Annotated in this window: 19 protein-coding genes and 1 pseudogene; 5 read left to right on the plus strand and 15 right to left on the minus strand. The window is 45.2% G+C overall.

The window, feature by feature from the left end:
* Window positions 1-255 precede the first annotated feature (255 nt).
* On the plus strand, window positions 256-1,362 hold the full coding sequence (locus tag B5G33_RS05960) for a hypothetical protein (protein WP_087273105.1): 1,107 nt from the start codon (window positions 256-258) through the stop codon (window positions 1,360-1,362).
* Between the two features lie 56 nt (window positions 1,363-1,418).
* Here B5G33_RS05960 and aspS read toward each other — a convergent pair whose 3' ends face one another.
* The 13 genes from aspS to B5G33_RS06025 all read right to left on the minus strand — a co-directional run bounded on the left by aspS (window position 1,419) and on the right by B5G33_RS06025 (window position 18,725).
* Window positions 1,419-3,236 (minus strand): aspartate--tRNA ligase, encoded by a 1,818-nt coding sequence (aspS, locus tag B5G33_RS05965; RefSeq protein WP_087273108.1) that lies wholly within the window; start codon window positions 3,234-3,236, stop codon window positions 1,419-1,421.
* A 27-nt stretch (window positions 3,237-3,263) separates the two neighbouring features.
* Window positions 3,264-4,514 carry a histidine--tRNA ligase gene (gene hisS, locus B5G33_RS05970; RefSeq protein ID WP_087417032.1) on the minus strand — a complete coding sequence of 417 codons (1,251 nt, stop codon included), beginning with the start codon at window positions 4,512-4,514 and terminating at the stop codon, window positions 3,264-3,266.
* Window positions 4,505-5,080 (minus strand): HD-GYP domain-containing protein, encoded by a 576-nt coding sequence (locus B5G33_RS05975; protein WP_087273114.1) that lies wholly within the window; start codon window positions 5,078-5,080, stop codon window positions 4,505-4,507. The genes hisS and B5G33_RS05975 overlap by 10 nt, the downstream gene beginning before the upstream one ends.
* Complete coding sequence (hemZ, locus tag B5G33_RS05980) at window positions 5,062-6,528, minus strand: coproporphyrinogen dehydrogenase HemZ (RefSeq protein ID WP_087273117.1); 1,467 nt, start codon at window positions 6,526-6,528, stop codon at window positions 5,062-5,064. Before hemZ ends, B5G33_RS05975 begins: the two co-directional genes overlap by 19 nt.
* A 29-nt stretch (window positions 6,529-6,557) precedes the next feature.
* On the minus strand, window positions 6,558-7,190 hold the full coding sequence (locus B5G33_RS05985) for an MBL fold metallo-hydrolase (RefSeq protein WP_087417033.1): 633 nt from the start codon (window positions 7,188-7,190) through the stop codon (window positions 6,558-6,560).
* 18 nt (window positions 7,191-7,208) lie between these two features.
* Window positions 7,209-9,518 (minus strand): RelA/SpoT family protein, encoded by a 2,310-nt coding sequence (locus B5G33_RS05990; protein WP_087273123.1) that lies wholly within the window; start codon window positions 9,516-9,518, stop codon window positions 7,209-7,211.
* Between the two features lie 18 nt (window positions 9,519-9,536).
* Complete coding sequence (locus tag B5G33_RS05995) at window positions 9,537-10,076, minus strand: adenine phosphoribosyltransferase (RefSeq protein WP_087273126.1); 540 nt, start codon at window positions 10,074-10,076, stop codon at window positions 9,537-9,539.
* A gap of 92 nt (window positions 10,077-10,168) precedes the next feature.
* The gene (recJ, locus tag B5G33_RS06000; RefSeq protein ID WP_087417138.1) at window positions 10,169-11,884 is read right to left on the minus strand and encodes a single-stranded-DNA-specific exonuclease RecJ; all 1,716 of its coding nucleotides are present in this window, start codon (window positions 11,882-11,884) and stop codon (window positions 10,169-10,171) included.
* Window positions 11,885-11,987: 103 nt separating this feature from the next.
* Window positions 11,988-14,231: a protein translocase subunit SecD gene (secD, locus tag B5G33_RS06005; protein ID WP_087417034.1), complete on the minus strand. Its 2,244-nt coding sequence runs from the start codon at window positions 14,229-14,231 to the stop codon at window positions 11,988-11,990.
* A 14-nt stretch (window positions 14,232-14,245) separates the two neighbouring features.
* Window positions 14,246-15,622 carry a thioether cross-link-forming SCIFF peptide maturase gene (gene scfB, locus B5G33_RS06010; protein ID WP_087273132.1) on the minus strand — a complete coding sequence of 459 codons (1,377 nt, stop codon included), beginning with the start codon at window positions 15,620-15,622 and terminating at the stop codon, window positions 14,246-14,248.
* Between the two features lie 107 nt (window positions 15,623-15,729).
* A complete protein-coding gene (gene scfA, locus B5G33_RS06015) occupies window positions 15,730-15,870 on the minus strand; it encodes a six-cysteine ranthipeptide SCIFF (protein ID WP_018594935.1) in 141 nt (46 codons plus the stop codon).
* 91 nt (window positions 15,871-15,961) lie between these two features.
* The gene (locus B5G33_RS06020; RefSeq protein ID WP_087417035.1) at window positions 15,962-16,333 is read right to left on the minus strand and encodes a TIGR04086 family membrane protein; all 372 of its coding nucleotides are present in this window, start codon (window positions 16,331-16,333) and stop codon (window positions 15,962-15,964) included.
* 55 nt (window positions 16,334-16,388) lie between these two features.
* Window positions 16,389-18,725, minus strand: coding sequence for a cell wall anchor protein (locus tag B5G33_RS06025; RefSeq protein ID WP_143276500.1), 2,337 nt, complete (start codon window positions 18,723-18,725; stop codon window positions 16,389-16,391).
* Between the two features lie 258 nt (window positions 18,726-18,983).
* Here B5G33_RS06025 and B5G33_RS06030 point away from each other — a divergent pair, with 258 nt between their 5' ends.
* The 4 genes and pseudogenes from B5G33_RS06030 to pflA all read left to right on the plus strand — a co-directional run bounded on the left by B5G33_RS06030 (window position 18,984) and on the right by pflA (window position 24,350).
* Entirely contained in the window at window positions 18,984-20,258 is a 1,275-nt protein-coding gene (locus B5G33_RS06030; protein ID WP_087417037.1) for an HlyC/CorC family transporter, read from the plus strand.
* A gap of 44 nt (window positions 20,259-20,302) precedes the next feature.
* On the plus strand, window positions 20,303-21,022 hold the full coding sequence (locus B5G33_RS06035; RefSeq protein ID WP_087273144.1) for a YesL family protein: 720 nt from the start codon (window positions 20,303-20,305) through the stop codon (window positions 21,020-21,022).
* A 219-nt stretch (window positions 21,023-21,241) separates the two neighbouring features.
* Window positions 21,242-23,587: pseudogene (grcA3, locus tag B5G33_RS06040) on the plus strand (autonomous glycyl radical cofactor GrcA3); the annotation flags it as partial.
* A complete protein-coding gene (gene pflA / locus B5G33_RS06050; RefSeq protein WP_087417039.1) occupies window positions 23,586-24,350 on the plus strand; it encodes a pyruvate formate-lyase-activating protein in 765 nt (254 codons plus the stop codon). The pseudogene grcA3 and the gene pflA, both read left to right, overlap by 2 nt.
* On the opposite strand, the gene B5G33_RS06055 is transcribed toward pflA, so the two are convergent.
* The gene (locus B5G33_RS06055) at window positions 24,301-24,927 is read right to left on the minus strand and encodes a YdcF family protein (RefSeq protein ID WP_087417040.1); all 627 of its coding nucleotides are present in this window, start codon (window positions 24,925-24,927) and stop codon (window positions 24,301-24,303) included. The two genes, pflA and B5G33_RS06055, sit on opposite strands and share 50 nt — an antisense overlap.
* An 80-nt stretch (window positions 24,928-25,007) precedes the next feature.
* A complete protein-coding gene (locus B5G33_RS06060; protein WP_087417041.1) occupies window positions 25,008-25,280 on the minus strand; it encodes a GNAT family N-acetyltransferase in 273 nt (90 codons plus the stop codon).
* Between the last annotated feature and the right edge of the window lie 73 nt (window positions 25,281-25,353).

Below are 25,353 nucleotides of genomic sequence, written 5' to 3' on the forward strand. Positions count from 1 at the left end.
AGGTCTTTCCAATGGAAGTGGATAAAACCAATGGAAAAGCCGGAGAATGTAGATAACCCGTTTTTTTAGAAAACTCTCCATCCTAAAGCAGGCAGATATATTTTTACCTTTCAAAACTGCCGAAACAATTCCACAGTTGCATGTTTTTTCCAACTCTGATAAAATGGTTCCAGGCTTATGACGCCTGGGATTTCGTTTTTGCTTTACACTTTCGGGATCCTGAAAACTTTACAGATCAGTGTCAGGAGAAAAAACATGGGTTTTAAAAAAGCAAAGGTTCTCCTGGGGGGCATGGTACTGGGACTCTGTCTTCTGACCGGATGCACCTCCAAAAGCCAACGGGCTGCCAAAGAATCAGTGGAAGAGGAGCTAAAAAAACTGCAAAGCTCTGACATCCAGACAATCCAGAACACCATAGATACTCAGGAACTGCTGCCTTCTTCTCAATACACCGAAGAAGCGGCAGAAGAAATCGGAAATATTTTTTCGCTATTTTATAAAGATTTTTCTTTTAAAGTAAAAAACGTAAAGACAGATGAGGAAAAAGGTACTGGAACGGCAAAGACAGCCATAACTACCATTGATGCCTACAGCCTGGCAAAAGACTACTCTCTTGTTCTTCTGAAAAAGCAGATAGAGCTGGATGCCAGTCCTCAGGAAGTAGAATTTTCACTTAACGACTCCTGCCTGCTTCTGAAAGAGCTTCTTGAAGAAAAAGATTACGATATGGAAACATCTGAAGCTGATATTTCTCTGGAAAAAGAAGGGGATACCTGGAAAGTTGTCCACACTGCAGAGTTGGACAGCCTGCTAACTGGCAACTTTGCCTCTTATATGTCAGATGCTCAGCTCCTCTCTCCCTCTGAAATCGTAGATGCCCATTTTGGTACGATTAAAGACTTTGACAGCGAACAGCTGAAAATTTATCTGTCTCTTGACCATCTGGTAGAAACAGACGATTCCTACAATAATTCTCTGTCCATGGCTATTGCACAACAGATTGATAAGGCTTTCGACTATGAAATTACAGAAGAAGAACAGGAGGGCAGTACCGCTGCTGTTCAGGTCTCTGTCACAAGCCCTGACTTTGAAAGTATTCTGACTTCTTACAAAGAGCGGCTGACCCAATGGCTGAAAACTTCCGAATCCCTCTCTGCTGGAGCTCAGGGAAGGCGGGAGAAAGAAAGGGAACTTCTTCTTTCCTGTATTGAAGATAATGAAACTGTTACTTCCAAAAATATTGCCGTAACTCTTTATAATGATGGCATAAACTGGAAGATTCAGATGGATTCCAATATAGCAGAAGCTGTATTTGGAGATATTCCTTCTGCAATATCTTCCGTTTCAGAAGATATACAGTGAACAATGATAAAAGACCGGGAATATGGCAGCCGCCTCTCCCGGTCTCTTTTATCATTTTACATATCTTTCTTTTCTTCTGTCTCCTGCTCTTTTTTTTCCACTACCGCAATGCCCAGCTCTTCAAGCTGCTTGGGGTCTACCACGTCAGGAGCCTCTGACATCAGACAGGAGGCGTCTTTCACCTTCGGGAAAGCGATAACGTCCCGGATAGAATCCTCCTTTGCCATGAGCATTACCAGACGGTCCAGACCATAGGCCAGTCCTGCGTGAGGAGGCACACCGTATTTGAAAGCATCCAGAAGGAAGCCGAAACGGTTATAAGCCTCTTCCTTAGTGAATCCCAGAACCTCGAACATCTTTTCCTGGATATCATCCTGGAAAATACGGACAGAGCCGCCGCCGATCTCATTTCCGTTTAACACGATATCATAGGCTTTTGCCCGGACTCTTCCCGGATCAGAATCAAGATACTGCAGATCCTCTTCCATAGGCATAGTGAAAGGATGATGCATAGCCGCAAAACGATTCTCCTCCTCAGACCACTCCAGAAGAGGGAACTCTGTGATCCATACAAACTTAAACTCATTCTTGTCCAGAAGCTCCATCTGTTTTGCCAGCTCCAGACGAAGAGCGCCCAGCACATCCCAGACCAGTTTGGTCTTATCTGCCGCAAAGAGCAGAAGGTCACCGTTCTCTCCCTTCATGGCCTGGATAAGAGCGGTCATCTCCTCTTCTTTCATAAACTTAGCGAAAGAAGATTTCACTGTGCCGTCCTGGCCGATGGCAATATAAGCCAGTCCCTTGGCGCCGTAGCCCTTGGCAAACTCTACCAGCTTGTCGATCTTCTTTCTTGGCATAGCTCCCTGTCCCTTGGCATTGATACCACGAACACTGCCGCCATTTTCCAGAGCACCTTTAAATACTGCAAATTCACAGTCCTTCACCACTTCGGACACATCGGTAAGCTCCATGCCAAAGCGGATATCCGGCTTGTCGGAACCGAAGCGGTCCATAGCTTCCTGCCAGGTCATTCTCTGGATAGGAAGAGGAACCTCCACGTTCAGAACTTCCTTAAAGAGGAAGGCCAGCATTCTCTCGTTTACATCAATTACATCATCTACGTCTACAAAGGACAACTCCATGTCGATCTGGGTAAACTCAGGCTGACGGTCTGCTCTTAAGTCCTCGTCTCTGTAGCATCTTGCAAGCTGGAAATACCGGTCATAGCCAGAGCACATCAAGAGCTGCTTGAAAATCTGCGGTGACTGAGGAAGGGCATAAAAACTTCCAGGATGCACACGGCTGGGCACCAGATAATCCCTGGCTCCCTCAGGGGTGCTCTTAATAAGTGTAGGTGTCTCAATCTCCAGAAATCCCTCATTGGCCAGGAACTGACGTACCAGAGTAGAAACTCTGGAACGAAGGATCATATTCTTCTGAAGATCCGGTCTCCTCAGGTCCAGGTAACGATATTTCAGTCTTACTTCCTCTCTGGTCTTACTGTTCTCTTCAATAGGGAAGGGAGGTGTCTGTGCTTCGGAAAGAATACGGAGCTCTCTGGCCCGTACCTCAATCTCTCCTGTAGGAAGGTTGGGATTCACTGCGCCGGAACGGGCCTCTACCCGTCCTACAACGGCAACCACAAACTCGCTTCTCAGCTTTCCTGCCTTTTCAAATACTTCCTGATCAATTTCTCCATTTTCAAAGATCACCTGCATGATACCGGAACGGTCTCTTAAGTCTACAAAGACAATCCCGCCTTTGTTCCTGCTTTTCTGCACCCATCCCATTAAAGTAACGGTGCTGCCGATATCTGCCTTTGTCACCTCTGCACATCTATGGCTTCTTTTCAGCCCCTTCATTGATTCTGCCATGGCATAAAATCTCCTTCTTTGTTCCTTTTAGTCGTTATATACTTCCTCGATCACAGAATAGCCTTCATTGGCAAGCTGCTCTTTCTGGAATTTTTTGTTCTTCTTAGCATATACGATATTTACGCTCTGGCCTTCTTTCCGCTCCTTGGCAGCTTTCTTCATAACTTCCAGAAGTTTTTCCTGGGAAAGTTTTTTGTCCAGAAGATAAGCCTTCTTTTCCTTTGTTCCAGGAACTTTAAAGCCCTTCTCCATAAGAAGCATAACAATACGCTCAAATCCAATAGAGAATCCTGTAGCCGGAGTAGGCGTGCCTGTAAATTTGCCGATCATCTCATCATAACGGCCACCGCCTCCTACGCTTCCGGAAAATCCATCAATAGAAATTTCAAAAATCGGTCCTGTATAGTAAGACATACCTCTTACCAGAGTAGGATCAAATTCCAGTGTAAAGTTCGCAGTTTTTGCCTCCATTACACACTCGATGATCGTAGTCAGGTCATCTGCCACTTTCGGGTCCAGAAATCCCTCCAGTTTTTCTTTGCAGTATTTTACTCCATCTATTCCGGCTCCCATGGTCTTAAAGAGCTCCAGATATTTTTCCACGCTCTCCTTTGCAAAGCCAGACTCTTCCAATTCCGCTGCAACGCCTTCCATACCGTTCTTGTCCATCTTATCCAGGATAATAAACACCTGAGTAAAGGAATCCTCCGGGAATCCGCTGTAGGCAGCCATAGCCTTCAGGATCCTTCTGTCGTTGATGCGGATGGTGAAGCTGTCAAAATCCAGTTTTCCTACAAGAGTAGAAGTTGCCAGGATCACATCGATCTCAGCCAGGAAAGTAGGGTCACCCAGAATATCAATATCACACTGCATAAACTGACGGAACCGGCCTCTCTGGGGGCGGTCTGCACGAAATACATTTCCAATGTGCAGAGCTTTGAAAGGCTGAGGCAGCTCATTGGCATTGTTAGAATAGAAACGGCACAGAGGCACAGTAAGGTCATAGCGAAGTCCGCTGTCTACCAGATCATCCTGGGATTTTGCCTCTTCAATTCTTAATTTTTCTCCTCTTTTCAGGATACGGAAGATGAGCTTTTCGTTATCTCCCCCCTGTTTGCTGGTCAGGTTCTCGATGTGTTCCACACAGGGAGCCTCCATGGAAGTAAATCCAAACTGTTTGTAGGTCTCCTTGATCAATCCGATTACATAGTCACGGATTTCCATCTCCTGAGGCAGGATATCTTTCATGCCTGTTACTGGTTTTTTCTTTAACTGCATTGTTCTATTCTCCTCTCTTTTTCCTGGTCATCTTTGTGGACCGCTTTCATAAACGCAAGAAACACCTGCATATCAAAATTTTTGATCTCATCTATCATCAGCCGTATGGCTGTCTCCGGGTCAAAAGCCTCCCGGTAAGGTCTTTTCTCTGTAAGAGCTGCGTAGGTGTCGCAAACTCTCAGGATCCGGCTTCCCAAAGGAATTTCTTCTCCCCGAAGATTCTGGGGATAGCCGCTGCCGTCATAGTTCTCATGATGATAATAAATACTCTCCAGCACAAAACTGGAATATCCCCGATTCTGAAGAGCCTCGCAGCCAAGCTGAGGGTGACGGCGGACATATTTGATCTCTTCCACCACTAAAGGATCTTCTGTGCCGGACACGTACCTGGAAAGCCTAAGTTTCCCGATATCGTGAAGGATTCCCGCCAGAGCCAGCTCGTAGCACTGGTCCTTGGGAAGCGCCATGGCTTCTCCTACCTCATAAGCCAGATTGCTCACTGTAATGCCATGGCTGATCACCGACATCAGATCATAATCAATCATTTTTATATTTCTTTCAGCCATGTGTCAATCCCGACCTTTTTTCGTTGAATCATCTCGTCGATGCGGTTTATGTAATTAGTAACATCTTTTACATTCTCCGCTCTCTCTATCCGTTCCCCGTTCCGGAACACAAATTTAGTAGAGGCCCCGGCTCCTGCCGCCATGATAGACTGTTTCTCCTCCATCATTAGTATATTGTAAATTCCCGCTTTGTCAACTTTTGCAAAGCCTGTATTTTCCAGATTTCCGCACATATTTTTCTGCCGATAGAGATAATAGGGGCCCATGTCCATCTCATAGGCATATTTCATGGCCATATCCATGATCTCCTGGTTATTTTCAAACTCCATCTCCTGGTACTGGTCCCGGAAAATATTCAGTCTGGCCGCCCTCTTCACGGCAAGGGAATGGACCGTAAGGCTGTCTGGCTGGAGTTTTTTTACTTCTTCCAGGGTGTGTTCCACATCTTCCTTATGTTCTCCCGGCAGTCCCACGATCAGGTCCATGTTGATGTTGTCAAATCCACAGTCCCTGGCCAGTAAAAAGGCTTTTATGGTATCCTCCACACTATGCTTTCTTCCAATAAGCTCCAACGTTTTCTGGTTCATAGTCTGAGGATTTACGGAAATCCTGGTCACAGGAAATTCCCGAATAGCCAAAAGTTTCTCTCTGGTAATGCTGTCCGGTCTTCCCGCCTCAATGGTATATTCTGAAACTTCCTCTACAGGAAATTTCTCCTGTATGTGGCCCAGAAGCCGCCGGAGCTGATCCGGTTCCAGTGTAGTTGGCGTTCCCCCGCCTATATAGATGGTGTTTAAAGGCCTGCCCTTCATAGCCTGGGCGATAAAGTCCAGTTCCTTCAGCAAAGCTGTCAGATAGTCATCTACCCGGTCTCTCCACTTCTCCAGTGGAGAAGAACTGAAAGAGCAGTAAAGACATATACTGGGGCAGAAGGGAATTCCCACATACAGGCTGTATCCTTTCTGATAGTCTATATCCTTCAGGATATCCCTTTCTCTGTTGGCAATGGCGATGGCCAGCGCCGTTTTCTCATTGCTTGTAAAATAAGTGTTCCTCATATAATCTGCGGCCTGGGCATTGGTCATTCCCTCTTCGATCAGTCCCATGGCGATCTTCACAGGACGGATCCCTGTCAGATTTCCCCAGGGGAGGGTATGTCCTGTTTCCTGTACCAGCAGCTTATAAAGAATCTGTTTCAAGATGTTTTTTCTTTTTTTTCTGTCTTCCCCCTCATCATAGGGAGCTGCATCTTCCAGGGTCTGATCCCTGGTATGGACTCCTATGACTACCTGGTCCCCATAAGAAATAGAAACCAGCTTTTCATAATCTTTGGGCTTTTCTTCCTCTAAGGTACAGTACATCTTAACTTCCTCTTTGGGATAAAAGGCCTTTACAAGAGTATAAGCGTCGTATTCAAACTCTTTTTTATTAAAAGAAATTCCTATCATTTCCTACTGTCTCTTCTCATATTTTCTTTCTATAAGTATGGATTATGAGCCTTCTCAAAAGCAGCATCCGTCTCTTCTCCGTGTCCAGGGAAAATCTGGGTTTCCTCTGGAAGGATTTCAAAAAGCCGGTGAAGGCTGTCTCTCATCTGGCTCATACTGCCTGTGGGCAGATCTGTTCTGCCGCAGGAACCGCAGAAAACAGTATCCCCTGACATACACACCCCTTCTTCCTTCAGCCAGTAACAGCAGGAACCGGAAGTGTGACCAGGGGTATGAAGAACTGTGACAGAAAAGCCTGCCAGGATCTCTTCCTGCCCGTCTTCCAGCCACTGATCCGCTTTCACGGTATAAGGCGTTCCTGACCAGGCTCCGGAAAGATTTCCCATAGGATCTTCCATAAGCTTTTCTTCTGCTTTCGGGGCATAGACAGGTATTTTATAATATTCCCGCAGCTCATTAGCTGCACAGATATGATCATAATGGCCATGGGTCAGAAGGATTCCCACGGGCTTTCCTTCTAATTTTGCAAGGGCCGCCTGGATCCGTTCCTCCTGTGCTCCCGGATCTATGATCAGTATCTCTCCTGTTGTTTTGTTCCTGAGAAAATAGCAGTTGGTCTGTACCGGACCAACTACAATTCCTCTCAATATGAGATTTTTCATAATTTCTGTCTCCCTTAGTTATCCTGCAGTACGTTCGATATCTTTCACACTTTCAATCTGGCGGATTTTCTCGATAATACCATTTAATTCCTCTTTGCTGGCTACTTCAAAGGAGATATCAATAGTCGCCACTCCCTGCTTGCTGGTTCTTGTATTCAGGGCAGAGATATCGATCTTTCTTTCTGTGAAGATTTTTGAAATGTCTACAATAAGACCTGTACGGTTGTAGGCATATACATTCAGCTCTGCCATATACCGTTCCCCTGCTGTGCTATCCGGTGCCTGCCACTCAGCATCGATAAGGCGGTGTCTGTCATCTTCAGACATATTGATCACATTGATGCAGTCTGTCCGATGAATGGTCACGCCTCTTCCACGGGTCACATATCCTACGATTTCATCTCCCGGAATCGGATTGCAGCATTTAGAAAATCGCACGGCTACATCATGGATTCCTTTTACTACAATTCCGCCTTTTACTTTGCCAATGTGAAGTTTTTCCTTATTGTCTGCTGCAGCCTCCAGAACCTTCTCGTCTGTAAGCTCTGCTTTATGGTCTTTGTTGTAGGCCTCCTGGAGCTTGTTGATGATCTGCCCTTCCTTCAGACCTCCGTGGCCTAAAGCTGCCAGAACAGAATCCCAGTCCCGGAAACCATATTTTTTCATAACTGCTTCCTGATATTTGGGTTTCAGGATATTGCTCAGAGTAACTGCCTTAATCTTGGCATATTGAACCAGCATTTCCTTCCCCTTCAGGATATTGTCTTCTTTTAATTCCTGTTTGAACCACTGGTTAATCTTATTTTTGGCCTGGGTGCTCTTCACCACTTTCAGCCAGTCGCGGCTGGGGCCTTTGGAGTTCTGGGAAGTAATGATCTCCACCTGATCTCCGTTTTTGATCACATATTCGATGGGTACAAGTTTTCCGTTTACTCTGGCTCCAACCATCTTGTTGCCCACAGCACTGTGTACATTGTAAGCAAAATCAATGGGAGTAGAGCCGTTCGGCAGGGTTTTTACATCTCCCGCCGGTGTGAAACAATACACGCTTTCTGAAAACAGATCCAGATCGCTTTTTAAAAGACTTAAAAATTCTTTGTTATCTGACATGTCTCTCTGCCATTCCAGGATCTGGCGGAGCCAGTTCATTTTTTCCTCTTCTGACTGAGTGACAGTAGCTTTGCCATTATTGGATACTTCTTTGTACTTCCAGTGGGCGGCAATACCATATTCCGCCGTCCTGTGCATTTCAAAGGTACGGATCTGTATTTCAAAAGGCTGCCCGTTAGGACCGATCAGCGTGGTGTGCAATGACTGGTACATATTGGGCTTGGGCATGGCGATGTAATCCTTAAACCGTCCTGGAATAGGCTTATACATTTCATGAATGATTCCCAGCGACGCATAACAGTCTTTCACTGTGTCTACGATAATCCGTACGGCAAACAGATCGTATATCTGATCCAGGGTCTTATCCTGATTCACCATTTTCTTATAGATACTGAAGAAATGTTTGATCCTGCCGTCAATCTGTGCATGGATACCGGCATTGTCGATGTGCTGCCGGACCTCATTTACAATCTGGTCGATAAAGGCCTGACGTTCACTTTTTTTCAGGTTGATTTTATCCACCAGATCATAATAAACTTCCGGCTTCAGATATTTTAAGGAAAGGTCATCCAGCTCGATCTTGACCTTGGAAATACCCAGCCGCTGGGCAATGGGCGCGTAAATGTCCATGGTCTCTCTGGCCTTTTCTTTCTGTTTCGCCGGCGGCATATATTTCAAAGTCCGCATATTGTGGAGCCGGTCTGCCAGCTTGATAAGGATAACCCGGATATCCTTAGCCATAGCCAAAAACATCTTCCTCAAGTTTTCTGCCTGAACTTCTACCTTATCTGCAGAATAGCTTAACTGTCCCAATTTGGTAACACCGTCCACCAGCAGCTCTACCTCGTCTCCGAACTCCTGCCGGATTTCCTCTGAAGTCATCACCGTATCCTCCACTACATCATGGAGGAGCCCGGCCACAATGGTCTCTTTATCCAACTCCAGGTCTGCCAGGATAATACCCACGCAAAGGGGATGTATGATGTAAGGTTCCCCGGATTTTCTCACCTGTCCCTTATGGGCGTTGTTGGCAATGTTAAAAGCCTTCTCGATCATGGTGATATCCGTGGAAGGATGATACTTTTTCACACTGGATATCAATTCATCATATAAGACATCCGGACTGGTGAAGTCCTCCATTGCTTTTACGCTGGCATCTGCCTTTTTAATCTTCTCTATTTCATCTTTCTGCAGTGTTGATTCTCTTCTTTCTTCCATATGATTATCACCTGATTTCTATTTGCCTTCATAACGGATTACAGATGCCACGTCATATTCTGCCAGTCTATCCCTTCCTTTCAGTCCTGCCAGTTCCATGAGGAAAATCATCTTTACCACTTTTCCTCCTAATCTCTCTATCATTTTGGCAGCTGCTTCCACCGTGCCCCCTGTAGCCATAAGATCATCAATGATCACAACCTTCTGTCCCGGCTTAACGGAATCCTTATGCATTTCCAGAACCGCGCTGCCATATTCCAGTTCATAACTCTGTTCTATAGTTTCTCTTGGAAGCTTGCCTTTTTTGCGGATCAATACTAATGGCTTATGTAAATTGTATGCGATAGGCGCTCCAAAAATAAATCCTCTGGACTCCGCCGCAGCGATCACATCTACATCTACTCCCTCCAAAAGTTTCTGAAGAGAATCTATCGCCAGCTTAAACCCCTCCTGGTCCTGAAGAACGCTGGTCACGTCTCTGAAAATAATCCCTTTCTCTGGAAAGTCGGGAATACTGACAATATAGTCTTCAATACTTTTCTTTTCACAACTGCCCATCTTATCTCCATCCTTTTATATCGAATAATGTCTTTTACTAAATTAATATGTAGATTTTAGTATAACATCTTTTTTTCCCATACGCAAATTATTTATCGGATATTCTGTATGATCATCTCTATACTGTCCCTTCCCATATAGGAATTTACAGAAGGATAATAGATCATATCCCATTTTTCTTTCTCCTGAAGCCGCTTTGCAAACTCATCCCCGTCTCCAAACCAGACTCCCTCTGCCCGAAACCCATAATCATCAGAAAGGTTCATCTTTACCACATTCCGGTTTTTACCCAGGATCCGAAAATTCAGCACCTTCATATCCTTCTGAGCAAATACAGGTTTTGTATTTCCTTTTCCAAAGGGCTCCAGAAGGGAAAGCTGCCGGATCAGGGGAATAGTCACATAGGACATAGGCATAGGCACGTCAATGACAATTTTTTCCGTCATGTCTTCCTGGGTCAGGGTACAGTTCTCATTCAGCTTTCTCCGAAAAGCCTCCACATTTGCCTCAGGAAGGGACAGGCCCGCTGCCATGGGATGTCCCCCGAATTTTGTGAGAAGTTCCTTACATTTCACCAGCTCCTGGAACATATGATAAGCCTCTATGGAACGGCCTGAGCCTTTCACCCCTTCCTCGCCTTTTGTAAGAACAAATGTGGGGCGTACATACCGCTCCCTCACCCGGCCTGCAATAATTCCTGCCAGGCTTTCGTGACAGTGAGGAAGATAGATTACTAATACCCGGTCATTTTTCAGGTCCGTATGCTCTACCATCTCTACTGCCTCTTCCACTCCTTTGGCCGTCATATCTTTTCTGCTGTCATTTAAGGATTTCAGGTCTTCTGCTAATGTAGCTGCCTCTTTTGGATCTTCTGCCAAAAGAAGTCTCAAGGCCCGTTTGGCTGTGCTCAGCCTTCCGCTGGCGTTCATACAGGGGCCAATGATAAATCCAATATGGTAGGCGGAAATTTCCCTGTTTTCCAGATTATTGACACGGATCAGGGCTTTTAATCCTTCATTCTCAGGATTCTGCAGCCTTCTCAGTCCTTCTCTTACAATAATCCGGTTCTCATCTGTCAGATCCATCACGTCTCCCACTGTGGCAATGGCAGCAAATGGAATCAACTCCTCTATCTCCTTTTCCGGTATTCCCATTCTCTCATAAAGCCCCTGGATGACCTTGAAAGCTACCATACCGCCGCAGATTCCCTTAAAGGGATAGGTACAGTCCGGCTGCTTGGGATTTACAATGGCATCTGCCGGGGGAAGGATGCTGCGGACAGTTTGGCCCTCCTCTTCCTCATAGGGCACCTCGTGATGGTCTATAACCAGCACTGTCATCCCCAGTTCTTTTGCATAGCCAATCTGCTCTATGGCACTGATGCCGTTGTCACAGGTAATAATAGTATCCACTTCTGCTTCTTCTGACAGATCAATAAGCTCCCGGCTGATCCCGTAACCATCCTTGATCCTGTCTGGAATATCCACATCTGCCAGGGCCCCGGCTCTGGTAAGTCCCTTCAGCAGTATATAGGTGGAGCACACTCCGTCAATGTCGTAATCTCCGATGATCCGTATCTTTTTCTTTTCCCGGATCTTTTCTGTCAGTTTATCCAGGAGTTCTTCCATTCCTTTCAACAGTTTCCAGGAATGGAGACCGGACAGTTTTCCATGAAGGTATGTATCGATTTCCTGATCTGTAATCTGGTCACGGTTCCGGATCAGCCTGGCAATTACCGGGTCAACGCCGAATTTTTTCCCGATTTCCTGAAAATCCGCCTTTTTAGCAGATACAACCCACTTTTCCATAACAAATTCTCCTCTGTCTCTTATTATCCTTTTGTAAATAAGAAGAAGCTGTCCCATAGAACACATATCAGGAATATTCCATGGGGCAGCTCCCGCATTTTATCTATTTTGCTTTTTTGATTTTCGTTTTCATCACATACCACATAGCGCCTGTCAGGCAGACAGAAGAATATCCGCCGCAGACAATGCCTACCATAAGAGGCAGAGCAAATTCCCGGATGGAAGATACTCCCAGCAGGAACAACATAAAGATGCTGATAAAAGTGGTCAGTGAAGTATAGATACTTCTTGTCAGGGTCTGAGTAATGCTGGCATTTACCAGTGTTTCCAGCTCCTTATCATTTTTCACTTTGTTTGTCTTCAGATTCTCCCGGATACGGTCAAAGATAACTATGGTAGCATTGATAGAATATCCCAGAATCGTCAGCATACAGGCGATAAAGGTATTGCCCACAGAGACTCTTGCCAGTACATAAAAAGCAAACACGATCAATACGTCATGAAGCAGGGCAAGGACCGCGCTGCTGGCAAAGCGGATATCTTTAAACCGGAACCAGATATAAAAAAGCATCATAACTGCGGCCACAGCTACAGCCAGGACTGCATCTCTGCGCATTTCACTGCTGACTGTGGAGGAAATGCTTTCTGAAGTAATGGTAGATGCATCTACCCCGAAGTCGTCCACCAGAGCCTGCTCCAGAGCCTCTCTCTGATCCACGTCCAGGGTCACAGTCTTAATGATGACCTGATTGCTGTCTACTACCTTAGTAGCCTGGACATTGGCATCACCTGTGATCTCTTCCACCACCGGCACTACCTGGGAATCAATCTCGTCCATGGAAAGTTCTTCGTTAAAGGTTACGTTTGTAGAAGTACCTCCCTGGAACTCCAGACTGTAATTAAGAGGACTTCCTGTAGCAGCATTGTAGGCGACCATTCCCACAGGTCCTGAAATGATCAGAACAGCAGAGACGATAAAGAAAATCTTTCTCTTCTGAAGGAAGGGAATAGGTTTTCTCTCTTTACGTTTTCCATAGAACTTCTCATTGCGAACACCTACGGCATAAATGGCATTGATCAGCAGTCTGGAAATCACCAGGGCTGTGAACATAGATAAAACAATACCAAGGGCCAGGGTCTGAGCAAAGCCTTTAATGGTACCGGATCCCAGCCAGTTCAATACAAAAGCAGCGATCAGTGTCGTAACGTTTCCGTCAAAAATAGCAGAAAAGGCTTTGCTGAAACCATTCTTCAAAGCAGTCCGGACACTTCTTCCTGCTGCGATCTCCTCCTGGATACGGGCGTAAATAATAACGTTTGCGTCTACGGCCATACCGATAGACAGGATAATACCTGCGATTCCCTGAAGGGTAAGTGTCAGGTCAAAGGCATTTAACGCAATAAGGTCCAGGCATACATAGATGACCAGGGCTATGCCGGCAACAAATCCCGGAATCCTGTAAACAAAGATCATAAATAAAATGATCAGCGCCAGACCGATGGCTGCTGCCAGCAGGCTGGTAGAGATGGCCTCCTGGCCCAGCTGTGCAGCTACCACGCTGGAACGGAGTTCAGAAAGCTCCAGGTTCAGGCCGCCGATACGGATGGTAGATGCCAGCTCTTCTGCCTCCTGGGCATCTTCCATACCCTCGATCATAGCCTGTCCATCTGTAATTTCCGCATTTACACTTGGTACGCTTACAAAATGTCCGTCATAATAAATACCGATGCTCTCATTATTCTCATAAGCTTTTGCTGTAGCATCTGCAAATTTTTTGGTTCCTTCTTCTGTCAGAGACAGGTTGACCACATTTTGTGTATTGTTTCCCAGATCATCCTGACCTACCACAGCTCTGGCGTCGCTAACATCAGTTCCAGTAAGGACGATACTTCCGTCTTCCTGAAGTTCTTCAATAGTTTTGTTCAGCTCAAATTCGCCTGTCTGGCTATTCTGAGTATAATTCTGATTTCCATCTGCATCAGTCTGTGCGATAAAATACAGAGAGCCTGGCTTACCCAGCTCTTCCAAAATAGCGTTAGCATCGGTTACCCCGGGAATCTCCACGACGATACGGTTATTTCCCTCCTGGTAAACCTGAGATTCTGTGCTGTACTGCTCCACTCTTTGCTGGAGCTTATAGATGGTATCTGACATGTCGTCTGCACTTGGATTCTCTTCGGAAGCTTCATAAGTAATACTTACGCCTCCTGCCAGGTCCAGACCTGTGTTAATATTCTTTGCAGCTCCTGTTCCTGTCGGACCCCAGCCCACTGCTGACGTAAAAATCAAAAGTGCTGTAACGATCACTGTCAGCACCAGGACCAGTACGCCTCTGCTTTTCTTCATGATTTTTCCCTTCTTTACTGATTATTTTCTTCTGCATCTTCCGCTTCTGCTGCTTTTAGCATAATGGCGCATTCTACTCTTTTTCTCTGAAGCTCACAGCCAATGTCATAAACATCATTGATAGAGCCATGGAAATTGTAGGAATTAGCAGCACAGCCGCCGCTGCAGTAAAATTTTGCAAAGCACTTCTGACATTTTTCCTTTGCATAGACATTACAGTCTTTGAATTCTTCCCGTATGTCATCCCGTTTCACGCCGTCCCATACATTGCCCATAAGGAACTTTTCTTCCCCTACGAACTGGTGGCAGGGATATAAGTCTCCCCAGGGCGTCACGGCCAGATATTCGGTACCTGAACCGCAGCCGGAAAGCCGCTTATACACACAGGGACCTCCTGTAAGGTCTATCATAAAATGGAAAAAGTTAAAACCTTTTCCTTCTCTCTTTCTCTTGATCATCTCCTGGGCCAGTTTATCATATTCTTCACAGATTCTTGGCACATCTTCCCACCTCAGGGCATACTCTTCTTTCTCATCTGCCACTACAGGCTCTACTGAAATCTGGTCAAAGCCCAAATCTGCCAGATGAAGGACATCCTGTGAAAAATCCAGGTTATGACGGGTAAAGGTTCCTCTGGCATAGTAACTCTTTTCCCCTCTGCTTTTGGCAAATTTCTGGAATTTCGGCACTACCAGATCGTAGCTGCCGGCCCCTTTACGGAAAGGACGCATAAAGTCATGTACTTCTTTTCGCCCGTCAATGCTCAGCACCACATTTGCCATTTCTTTATTGGCAAACTCCATGATCTCGTCATTTAAGAGAACTCCATTGGTGGTAAGTGTAAAACGGAACTTCTTATTATGAAGCTTTTCCTGTTCTCTTCCATATTCTACCAGACGTTTTACCACGTCCCAATTCATGAGAGGCTCACCGCCGAAGAAATCTACTTCCAGATTTACCCGGTTTCCGGAATTGGCGATAAGAAAATCCAGAGCCTGTTTTCCCACCTCATAGGACATCAGAGCTCTTCTGCCGTGGTACTCTCCCTCCTCTGCAAAGCAGTACCGGCAGGCAAGATTACAGTCATGGGCAATGTGAAGACACAATGCTTTTACTACTGTCTCTCTTTCTTTAAAATGGTCGATTGCCTTTCTATAAATATCTTCTGTAAAGAGCATTCCCTGATTTTTCAGCTCCTGGATCTCATTAAGAGCCTGACTGATTTCTTCTCTTTTATAATCTGCCTCCATCGTCTGGCAGATTTCTTCCTGGGCTTTACCCTCATCTAAAAGTCCAATAATGTCATACACCAGTTCATCCACCACATGTACAGAACCGCTGTTTACATCCAGCACAATGTTATAGCCATTATTTTTATAACGATGAATCACCGTGCTTCCCCTTTCTCTTTTCTCTTATGCACTAAAGTATGGGGCTGCTGCATGAAACAGATTTCTCCGTCTCACACAACAGCCCCACTCCTCGTATGCCGTTTTTCTTATTTATTCTCGCAGCTCTGATTTCCTACTGTGCAGGATGTCTTGCAGGCTGACTGGCAGGATGTCTGACATTCACCGCATCCGCCTTTTTTCACTGTATTCTGTAAACTTTTTGTATTCAATGTTTTAATATGTTCCATGATACCTTTCCTCCTTATGTCTTTTAACATCTATGCGGTATTATAGCATAGCTCTTTGTACCAGGCAAGTATTTCTTTTGTCTGGATCTTTCTAAGACAACATTCCTCCCAGGGCTCCTCCCAGAATGCAGATAAAAAACATCAGGATTGTCTCTTTTAAATCCCCTCCAGAATGTTCTGTAAGATAGGTCACCGCCCATAGAAGAGCTGCATATCCTAATCCCAGCCCCATCCCCCACAAAAAACGCCGGTTTTTTCCCTTTCTGCCCATATAAAATCCACCAGCCAGACAGGATATTATGTAGGTTACCATGATTCCCAGATTCACCTGGCTCTCTCCCAGCCCCAGCTTATACAGCAGGAAAGCCAGCCCCAGGAGCAGGATTCCTGTAATGGCGTAGGAAAGGAGCAGAGCTTTCATCATCTGCAGAGGTCTTGAAGCTTTTACCATGATCTGTTCCATTAGAAAACCCTCCCTTATGTAAATATATGGGAGGGTTTCTTTCTGCATGACTGATTTATGATCTTTTTTTCTTACCTATTATAAAAGTTACTGCTGCCAGGATCAAAGCTGCCGCTGCTGTTGCTGCATATAGGATGATCGGTGCATTATCACCGGTCTTTACCACATGGGTTACCTTGGAAGAGCTGCTCTGATTTCCGGTTTTTCTGCTCTGACTGCTGCTGGTGCTTGTCTGGCTGCCGGAATTTCCAGAAGGCTGGATCACACTCTGTCCTGAAGAAGAACTGCCAGTCTGAGAATTTCCAGTAGAGCTTGTTCCTGCGGAAGTACCGGAAGAACTGTTATTTCCAGTATTCTGACTGGAAGAACCGCTCTGGGGAAGCTGTGTTCCCGGACCTACCAGCTGGCTTCCGCCTACGTTAAAGGGACTGAAAGAAGCAGTTTCAAAAGTCAGATACTCAATTCCTTCTATAGTAATGATCGTCAGATTACCCGGGTACTCCTCTGTAGGAAGGGTATAATATTCATACTCACTGTTTCCCAGATAATGGGCAATGGAAAGCTGTGAAAAGCTGTCTGCATTTTCCGGAAGGGGGATCATTACTCTTACTTTGTTTCCTTCGGGAATCTTATATTCCTCATTTTCCTTTAAATCCCAGAGCTTAATCTCGTAGGCCGAAAGAATCTGGCCAATACCTGCATCTGGAAGCTGATCCAGCTCATCATTGTAGCTGACCTGAAGGTCCACATAATATGGAAGGAAGTCTCCTTCCACCCGCACTCCGGTATTCTCATCTATAAGACTTCCCACCGGAATAGCCTGAGGAATTTCCTGGGCAACTTCTCCGGTCTTTCCTTCCTCAGCCTGGACAAAATCTTCTTCTGTTTCCTGGGTATTTTCTTCCTGGGAAGCTTCCTCATCCTTGGAAGTTTCTTTCTCCTGATCGTTGGAAGATTCCTGAGACTCCTGTTCTTCTTCCTTCTGATCATTGGAAGTTCCCTGGTCCTCTTCTGCTGTTCCAGGATCTTTCTCCTCTGTATCAGGATTTTCTGTCTGGTCTTCTATATTATCCTGATCTGATGCATTTTCCTGGTCTGAACCCGTCTGGTCCTGTTTGCCCTGTTCCGTATCTGCATCTTCTTTTGTGTTATCGCCGCTTTCCCCGTTTTCCTTTTCATTATCTTTATCTTTATCTGTGTTATCAGCCGGGGCGTTATCTGTATTGGAATCTTCTTTTAAGGATTCTACCAATACTTTCACTGTACGGATCACCTGATTTTTCTGGGCATCCCAGCCTTCTACCTGAGAATAATCCTTTCCTTCTATATCCGAAGGAGTAAAAACGACTTTTATCTCAGTCTCATAGGCTGTAGGAACAGTCTCCTCTTCCCATGCAAAAGAACCTTCTCCTGCAAATCCGGCCTTTCCAAAATCAAAATTTTTTATATCCTCTGGTTTGGAAAGTGTTATCTCTCCAGGAACTGTTACAGAGCCTGCAGCAGGAACAGTCTCCTCCGGTTCCTGTTCCTCGGGAGTTTCAGGCGCTTCCACAGTTTCTTCCGGAGGCGTCTGTTCCTGGGTATTATTTTCCCCAGTATCCCCTTCCGAAGAGGCAGGCTCAGAAGGTTTCAAAGACTCTACAGTCACTTCTACATTTCTTATCACTGCTCCTTTTGCCGCATCCCAGCCTTCTACCTTGGAATAGTCGTAGTTTTTGGTATCTGCAGGGGTGAAGATCACCTGAACCGTAATCTGATATTCTTCAGGCGCTGTCTGAGAAGCCCAGGCAAAAGAGCCTTCTCCGGAAAAACCTGCTGCAGCAAAATCAAAGGAATTCCATGCTTCTGGCGATGCTATGGTGACCTGAGAATTCATAGTTATCTGACCGGCTTTTTTGGCTTCTGTCTTTGTTCCCTGGACAAAGGCTTCCTTTCCAAGCTCGGCACCTGAGGTATCCACATCTGAAGACTGGAGATTTCCTCCTGTCAGAGTCAGCTTTCCTTTTCCTGTGATCTTCATAATTGCTCCGGTATAACCATCGGCCCTTTTAATCTGTACTCCTTCAGGAATTGTTACAGCTTTCTCGCTGGATATAGTCACCGGACCGCATACCAGAATGGTTCCCTTGCTGCCAGCCAGCTTTAAGGCCTGGTCAATGGAAGACACTGCTTTTTCCTTCGTAGTTCCGTCTCCCTGATTATCTCCTGACAAAGTCCCGTTCAGGTAAACAGAAACACCTGTTCCGGAGTTTTCCGTCTGAGAGCTTTCTGCGGCATAGACAGGCACAGCTGAAACCGCCTCGCCTACAGTGCCGGCTGCCATAACAGAGGCAAGCGTAAGACTTAAAACATTGGCGGTCACTTTATGTAAACCTTTTTTATTTCTATTCATGAATAACATTCCCTTTCCTATTGTTGCAAAAGCTGAATTTTTTATATTCATTATAAACCTATATTTAACTCTGCCTAAGTATATCACAGTTTTCCATTTTTCGACACCCCCTAAAAACAACTTTTTTCAACCGGTTTTGTTGCAATCCCTGCAAAAATCATGTATATTATAGAGATATCAGGGTCTCATCCCTATGGTCATATGACTCTTTGTCATGCCAGTATCTACAAATTCAAAAATTCAAAGGAGTTGAATAAGTTGGATTCCAGTGATGCCATACAGTTTCTGGTCCTGATTATTTTAATTTGTCTTTCGGCATTTTTCTCATCAGCAGAAACTTCTATGACAACCGTTAACAAAATACGCATACAGACCCTTGCCCAGGAGGGTGACAGCCGGGCTTCTACTCTCTTAAAAGTAATAGAAAATCCCGGAAAGCTGCTGAGCACCATACTGGTCGGCAACAATATAGTGAATCTTTCCGCATCCTCCCTGGCTACTACGCTGACCATGCGCCTCTTTGGCAATGCGGCAGTAAGTATCAGCACCGGAATCATTACCCTGCTGGTTCTGATCTTCGGAGAGATTACTCCTAAAACCTTGGCATCCCTAAACGGTGAACGTCTGGCTTTGGCCTATGCCAAACCTATACGGATTCTGATGGTCATTATGACTCCGGTCATCTTCCTTATGAACCGGTTTTCCGGAGGAGTGCTTAAGATTCTTGGGGCAGATGCCCAACCAAAAAGCAATACTATTACAGAAATGGAGCTTCGTACACTGGTCAACGTTGGGCATGAAGAGGGCGTCATAAAAACAGAAGAACGGCAGATGATCTACAATGTCTTTGATTTTGACGATTCCAGAGCGGAAGATGTTATGGTTCCCCGGATAGATGTAACATTTGCCGATATCAATAGTTCCTATGAAGATCTGATTCAGCTGTTCCGGGAGGAAAAGCATACCCGCTTTCCTGTATACAAAGACAGCACAGACCACATTGTAGGAATTGCCAACATCAAGGATCTTCTTTTGTGTGATAAGGAAAATTTCTCTCTGGAGAAAATCCTTCGGGAGCCTTATTTCACCTATGAATCGAAAAAGACTTCTGAACTTCTCATGGATATGAAAGAAAATTCCGTATCCTTTGCCATTGTCCTGGATGAATACGGAGCGACTTCCGGTATCATCACTCTGGAGAATCTGGTGGAAGAGATTGTGGGGGATATCCATGATGAATATGAAGATCAGGAAGAAGAAGAGGTAAAAGAAATCCTGCCTGAGAGAGAATACATTGTTCTGGGTTCTTCCCGTTTGGATGACTTGGATGAACTTCTTTCCCTGAACATTGAGTCTCAGGATTATGATTCTATCGGCGGCTATATCATTGAACAGCTGGACCGTTTCCCGGAAGAGGGTGAGTCTGTTACAACGGAATCTGGTATACGTCTTGTGGTAGATAAGGCAGATCGGACCCGTATCGAAAAAGTCCACATTTACCTTCCTCCAAGAGAAAAAGAAGAAGCAGAATAAAAATAAAAAAGAAAAAACGTATTAGGAAAGGACATTTTATTATTATGAGCAGTTTTTTTAATATGGACAGCCCCATCATGCGTTTTCTGTCCAGAGTTTGCGATCTGATCATTTTGAACCTTCTGGCAATTGCCTGCTGTATTCCCATTGTAACAGCAGGGGCTTCTATTACCGCCCTCTTTTCTGTTACACTGAAAATGGTCAAAGGGGAAGAGTCTTATATTTTCAAAGGGTTTTTCAAAGGGTTTAAGGAAAACTTTAAACAGTCTACCATTATCTGGCTGATCCTGCTGGTCCTGGGACTTTTCCTTTTCATTGATTACCGGGCAGCAACCATTCTGCCAGGAAATATGAAAAGTATTTTTCAGGTATTGATTGGCGCTATTGTTGTTATTTATTCAATGGTATTTACTTATATTTTTCCCTACACAGCAAGATTCCGCAATGATATCAAGAATATTTTCAAAAACTCCCTGCTGATTGCAGTGCTGAATCTCCCCTGGACTCTTGTAATGATCATTTGTCCTCTGGCTTTATTCATTGTTACCTTCCTTACTACCACAACACTGGTATACGGAAGTATGATCTGGATTCTGCTGGGCTTTGCAACCGTCGCTTATTTTAACTCTATCATCTTCCGCAAGGTTTTCGCCAAATACGAGCCTAAAGAAGAGGAGGAAGATCAGGGCATTCCGGATTCTTACGAACTTCCTGAAGACATTCCGGAGCAGCTGCCAGACCAGGATAATACTGCTGCCAAATAGCAGGGTCTGCAAAAATTAAAATCAGAAAATAAAACAGGAATATTTATACGGTATTTTTGTAATGATACCAGGTATAGATGTTCCTGTTTTTTTGTTTTTGATTCTGTACATCTTATAATCTTGACTTTTTTAATCTGGTACTATACAATCCACATATAGATTTAGTTACTTGTAACTAACTACCAAATCTAGAAATTTTTACCAAAGGAGGCAATACACATGTATAAAGAATGGGAGTCTTTTCACAGCGGCATCTGGGAAAAGGAAATCAATGTCCGAGACTTTATCCAAAAAAACTATACCCCCTATGATGGAAAGGAAAATTTCCTTCAGGGACCTACCCAGAGGACCAAAGACCTGTGGGAACAGGTTCTGGAGCTTACAAAAGAAGAGCAGGCCAAGGGAGGTGTTCTGGATATGGATACAAAAATCATATCTACGATTACCTCCCATGGCCCTGGTTATCTGAATAAAGAAAAAGAAACCATTGTAGGCTTCCAGACAGATAAACCTTTTAAACGTTCTCTCCAGCCTTACGGGGGTATCCGTATGGCCATAAAAGCCTGTGAGGACAACGGCTACCATGTAGACCCTCAGGTAGTAGAATTCTTCACCAAGCACAGAAAAACCCACAACGACGGGGTTTTTGACGCTTATACCCCGGAAATGCGGGCCTGCCGTTCCAGCCATATTATCACCGGCCTTCCAGACGCTTACGGACGGGGCCGTATCATCGGTGACTACCGGAGAGTAGCTCTCTATGGAGTGGACCGGCTTATTGAAGACAAGCAGCATCAGAAGGATACCACCAGAACTATTATGTACTCTGACGTTACCAGAGAAAGAGAAGAGCTTTCCGAGCAGATCAAGGCATTAAAAGAGCTGAAAGAGCTTGGAAATATCTATGGTTTCGATATCTCCAGACCGGCTGCCAATGTTCAGGAGGCCATTCAGTGGCTGTATTTCGGCTATCTGGCCGCAATCAAGGAGCAGAACGGCGCTGCCATGTCTCTTGGAAGAACCTCCACTTTCCTGGATATCTACGCCCAGCGGGATCTCCAGAATGGCACCTTTACAGAAGAAGAAATCCAGGAGTTTGTGGACCATTTCATTATGAAGCTGCGCCTTGTAAAATTTGCCAGAACTCCGGAATACAACGCTCTGTTCTCCGGAGACCCTACCTGGGTCACAGAATCTATCGGGGGCATGGGTATAGATGGCCGTCACATGGTAACAAAAATGTCCTACCGCTATCTTCACACCCTGGAAAACCTGGGAACAGCTCCGGAACCAAACCTTACCGTACTTTGGTCCACAAAGCTTCCCATGAACTTTAAACGTTTTTGTGCCAAGACCTCAATTATGTCCTCTTCAATCCAGTATGAGAATGATGACCTTATGCGGGTAACCCATGGAGATGACTACGCCATTGCCTGCTGCGTGTCTTCGATGCGTGTAGGAAAAGAAATGCAGTTCTTCGGAGCCAGAGCCAATCTGGCTAAGTGCCTACTCTATGCTATTAATGGAGGAGTGGATGAAATTTCCAAGAAACAGGTAGGTCCTAAGTACCGTCCTATTACTTCTGAATATCTGGATTATGAAGAGGTTATAGAACGTTTCCGGGATATGATGAAGTGGCTGGCCCAGGTCTATGTAAACACCTTGAACATCATCCACTATATGCACGACAAATATTCCTATGAGAGGCTGCAGATGGCCCTTCATGACAAGAAAGTGACACGCTGGTTTGCCACTGGGATCGCAGGACTTTCTGTAGTGGCCGATTCCCTCTCCGCCATTAAATATGCCAAAGTAAAAGCCATCAGAGATGAAGACGGAATCGCTGTAGATTATGAGATTCAGGGAGACTTTCCTAAATACGGAAATGATGATGACCGGGCAGACAGTATTGCCTATGATATTGTTCACGAATTTATGTCCTATATAAAAGGAAATCACACTTACCGGGGCGGCATCCCCACAACATCTATCCTTACCATTACCTCAAATGTGGTATATGGCAAGGCTACTGGCTCCACCCCTGACGGCAGAAAGGCCGGAGAAGCCTTTGCACCGGGAGCAAATCCTATGCATCACAGAGACAGCCACGGTGCCGTTGCTTCTTTAAGCTCTGTATCCAAGCTGCCCTTTATGGACGCCCAGGATGGTATTTCCAATACTTTCTCCATTATTCCCGGCGCTTTGGGCAAAGATGACGCCATTTTCTTCGACGATATTACTTTTGAACTGGGAAAAGACTGCGCCTGCTGCGAACCTGGCTCAGAATTAGAAATCGAATAATCAAAACACACAAATTCAAGGAGGAATCTTTTTATGAAAATAAGTGACGCACAGATCGATAACCTGGTAGGGCTGCTGGACGGCTATGCAGAAAAAGGAGGACACCACTTAAACGTAAATGTCTTCACAAAAGAAACCCTTCTGGATGCCCAGAAGCATCCGGAAAAATATCCTCAGCTTACGGTACGCGTATCCGGATATGCGGTAAATTTCCATAAGCTGACAAAAGAACAGCAGGACGAAGTAATCTCCCGTACCTTCCATGAAGGAATGTAAAGACAGAGGATTTATCCACTCCATAGAGAGCTTCGGTACAGTTGACGGCCCTGGAATACGCCTGACGGTGTTCTTCCAGGGCTGTCCCATGCGGTGTCTGTACTGCCACAATCCGGATACCTGGGCCCCTGGCAGGGGGACTCCTATGACAGTGGAAGAAATTCTGGAAATCTATAGAAAAAACAAAAGTTTTTATCAGAAAGGCGGCATTACCGCCACTGGAGGAGAACCTCTTATGCAGCTTTCCTTTCTCACGGAGCTGTTTGAAAAGGCCAGGGCCGAAGATATCCACACCTGCCTGGACACTTCAGGAATCCTCTTTAGACGGAGCCGCAAAGAGGAGTACCAAAGGCTTCTGAAATCTACCCGGCTGATCCTTCTGGATATCAAACATGCTTTCCCGGAGGAGCACAAAAAACTCACCGGACAGCCTCAGGCCCCGGTGCTGGATTTTCTGGATCTTACTGCAGAGGAAAAAGTACCAGTGATCATCCGCCATGTGATTGTAAAAGGGTTCACCGATTCTCCCAAAGAACTGGAGGAAGTGGGGAAGCTCCTTGCCAGGTATCCAAATATAAAGGGCCTGGAGGTCCTTCCCTACCACAACATGGGGGAACAGAAATATGAAAGCCTGAATCTTCCTTATCCTTTAAAAGGCATGGAAAATCTTTCTCAGGATGAGGCGGCCAAAGCCAGAAAGATCATTCTGGAGAGTTTTCAGCGGCATCGTTCTCCCTCATCTCTCTCATAATATCATGAAACTGAATACCGATCCTTTCAATCTCGCCCAGGACAATCTTGGTTCCTTTTTCTGTAAGGAACCAGTTTTCTCTGGTCACATCACTTTCTCTCACCGGACACACCAGAAATCTGGTGTCCGGGAAGAGAAGCTGATAATAAAGAAGACTCCTTCTGGCATGATAAGGCTTGCAGCAAAGGATGGCCCTGTGGATTTCCATGCCCAGGCTGTCTGTGACCTTTCTGGAATAAATAGCGTTTTCATAAGTGTAAGTGGCCTGATCTTCTTTTAATACAGCCTTTTCCGGCACCTGCTGCTTTATGAGAACTTCCTTTAAAAACTCCCATTCTGTCTCATAATCTCCGGGATACATCCAGGCCTTTTCCTGAACGCCTCCGAAATGCCCGGTCAAAATGCTGTACCGCCCGGAAGGCAGGATATAAGGGGCATATCCTCTGTGGTAAAGACCTGCCGCCTCCTCTGCAAGCTGGGGAAAGCCGCTGCCGGGAATAAAAATGATGTCCGCCTTCTCCGGCAGATCCTCTACAAAAATAAACTCTGTAAGCTGCTCTAAAAATTTCTGGTTCATATATCTTCTCCCGTTCTTTTATCACTTTATCTCCATGTAACTTCTGCCTTCCCGGCAGGGCAGCACTAAAGGCCCTCTTCTTATTTCAGAATGTCTTTATATTCCTCATGGCTGTCAAACCACTTTATCGCATAGGAACAGCTAAGGACTGCCTTTTTCCCTTCTTTCCGGATTTGTCTGGCAGCTGCCTCCATAAGCTTTCCTGCCATTCCCATTCCTCTGAGGGAAGAATCCACAAACGTATGATTAATGTTCACGGTATCTTCATCAATAGGAGGAAAGGTTACTTCTCCCTTTTTTTCCTGATTCTCGTCAAAATACTCTACCTTGTAATCTCCTGTTATGATTCCCATAGCTTTCTCCTTTTTCGTTTTCTATATTCTACCATGAATCCCTTTCTGCAACAACCGTATACTGCCATGGCAT

The sequence above is a fragment of the Blautia sp. An81 genome (assembly GCF_002161285.1).
GTDB lineage: Bacteria > Bacillota > Clostridia > Lachnospirales > Lachnospiraceae > Blautia > Blautia ornithocaccae.

Coding starts and splice junctions, on each gene's coding strand:
- B5G33_RS05975 (WP_087273114.1), bottom strand. CDS start 5,080: ATGGCTGAAAGAAATATAAAAATGATTGATTATGATCTGATGTCGGTG.
- B5G33_RS05960 (WP_087273105.1), top strand. CDS start 256: ATGGGTTTTAAAAAAGCAAAGGTTCTCCTGGGGGGCATGGTACTGGGA.
- B5G33_RS05990 (WP_087273123.1), bottom strand. CDS start 9,518: ATGGAAGAAAGAAGAGAATCAACACTGCAGAAAGATGAAATAGAGAAG.
- secD (WP_087417034.1), bottom strand. CDS start 14,231: ATGAAGAAAAGCAGAGGCGTACTGGTCCTGGTGCTGACAGTGATCGTT.
- B5G33_RS06025 (WP_143276500.1), bottom strand. CDS start 18,725: ATGAATAGAAATAAAAAAGGTTTACATAAAGTGACCGCCAATGTTTTA.
- hisS (WP_087417032.1), bottom strand. CDS start 4,514: ATGCAGTTAAAGAAAAAACCAGTAACAGGCATGAAAGATATCCTGCCT.
- pflA (WP_087417039.1), top strand. CDS start 23,586: ATGAAGGAATGTAAAGACAGAGGATTTATCCACTCCATAGAGAGCTTC.
- aspS (WP_087273108.1), bottom strand. CDS start 3,236: ATGGCAGAATCAATGAAGGGGCTGAAAAGAAGCCATAGATGTGCAGAG.
- B5G33_RS06060 (WP_087417041.1), bottom strand. CDS start 25,280: ATGGGAATCATAACAGGAGATTACAAGGTAGAGTATTTTGACGAGAAT.
- B5G33_RS06020 (WP_087417035.1), bottom strand. CDS start 16,333: ATGGAACAGATCATGGTAAAAGCTTCAAGACCTCTGCAGATGATGAAA.
- B5G33_RS05985 (WP_087417033.1), bottom strand. CDS start 7,190: ATGAAAAATCTCATATTGAGAGGAATTGTAGTTGGTCCGGTACAGACC.
- scfA (WP_018594935.1), bottom strand. CDS start 15,870: ATGGAACATATTAAAACATTGAATACAAAAAGTTTACAGAATACAGTG.
- B5G33_RS06035 (WP_087273144.1), top strand. CDS start 20,303: ATGAGCAGTTTTTTTAATATGGACAGCCCCATCATGCGTTTTCTGTCC.
- hemZ (WP_087273117.1), bottom strand. CDS start 6,528: ATGATAGGAATTTCTTTTAATAAAAAAGAGTTTGAATACGACGCTTAT.
- B5G33_RS06055 (WP_087417040.1), bottom strand. CDS start 24,927: ATGAACCAGAAATTTTTAGAGCAGCTTACAGAGTTTATTTTTGTAGAG.
- B5G33_RS05995 (WP_087273126.1), bottom strand. CDS start 10,076: ATGGGCAGTTGTGAAAAGAAAAGTATTGAAGACTATATTGTCAGTATT.
- recJ (WP_087417138.1), bottom strand. CDS start 11,884: ATGGAAAAGTGGGTTGTATCTGCTAAAAAGGCGGATTTTCAGGAAATC.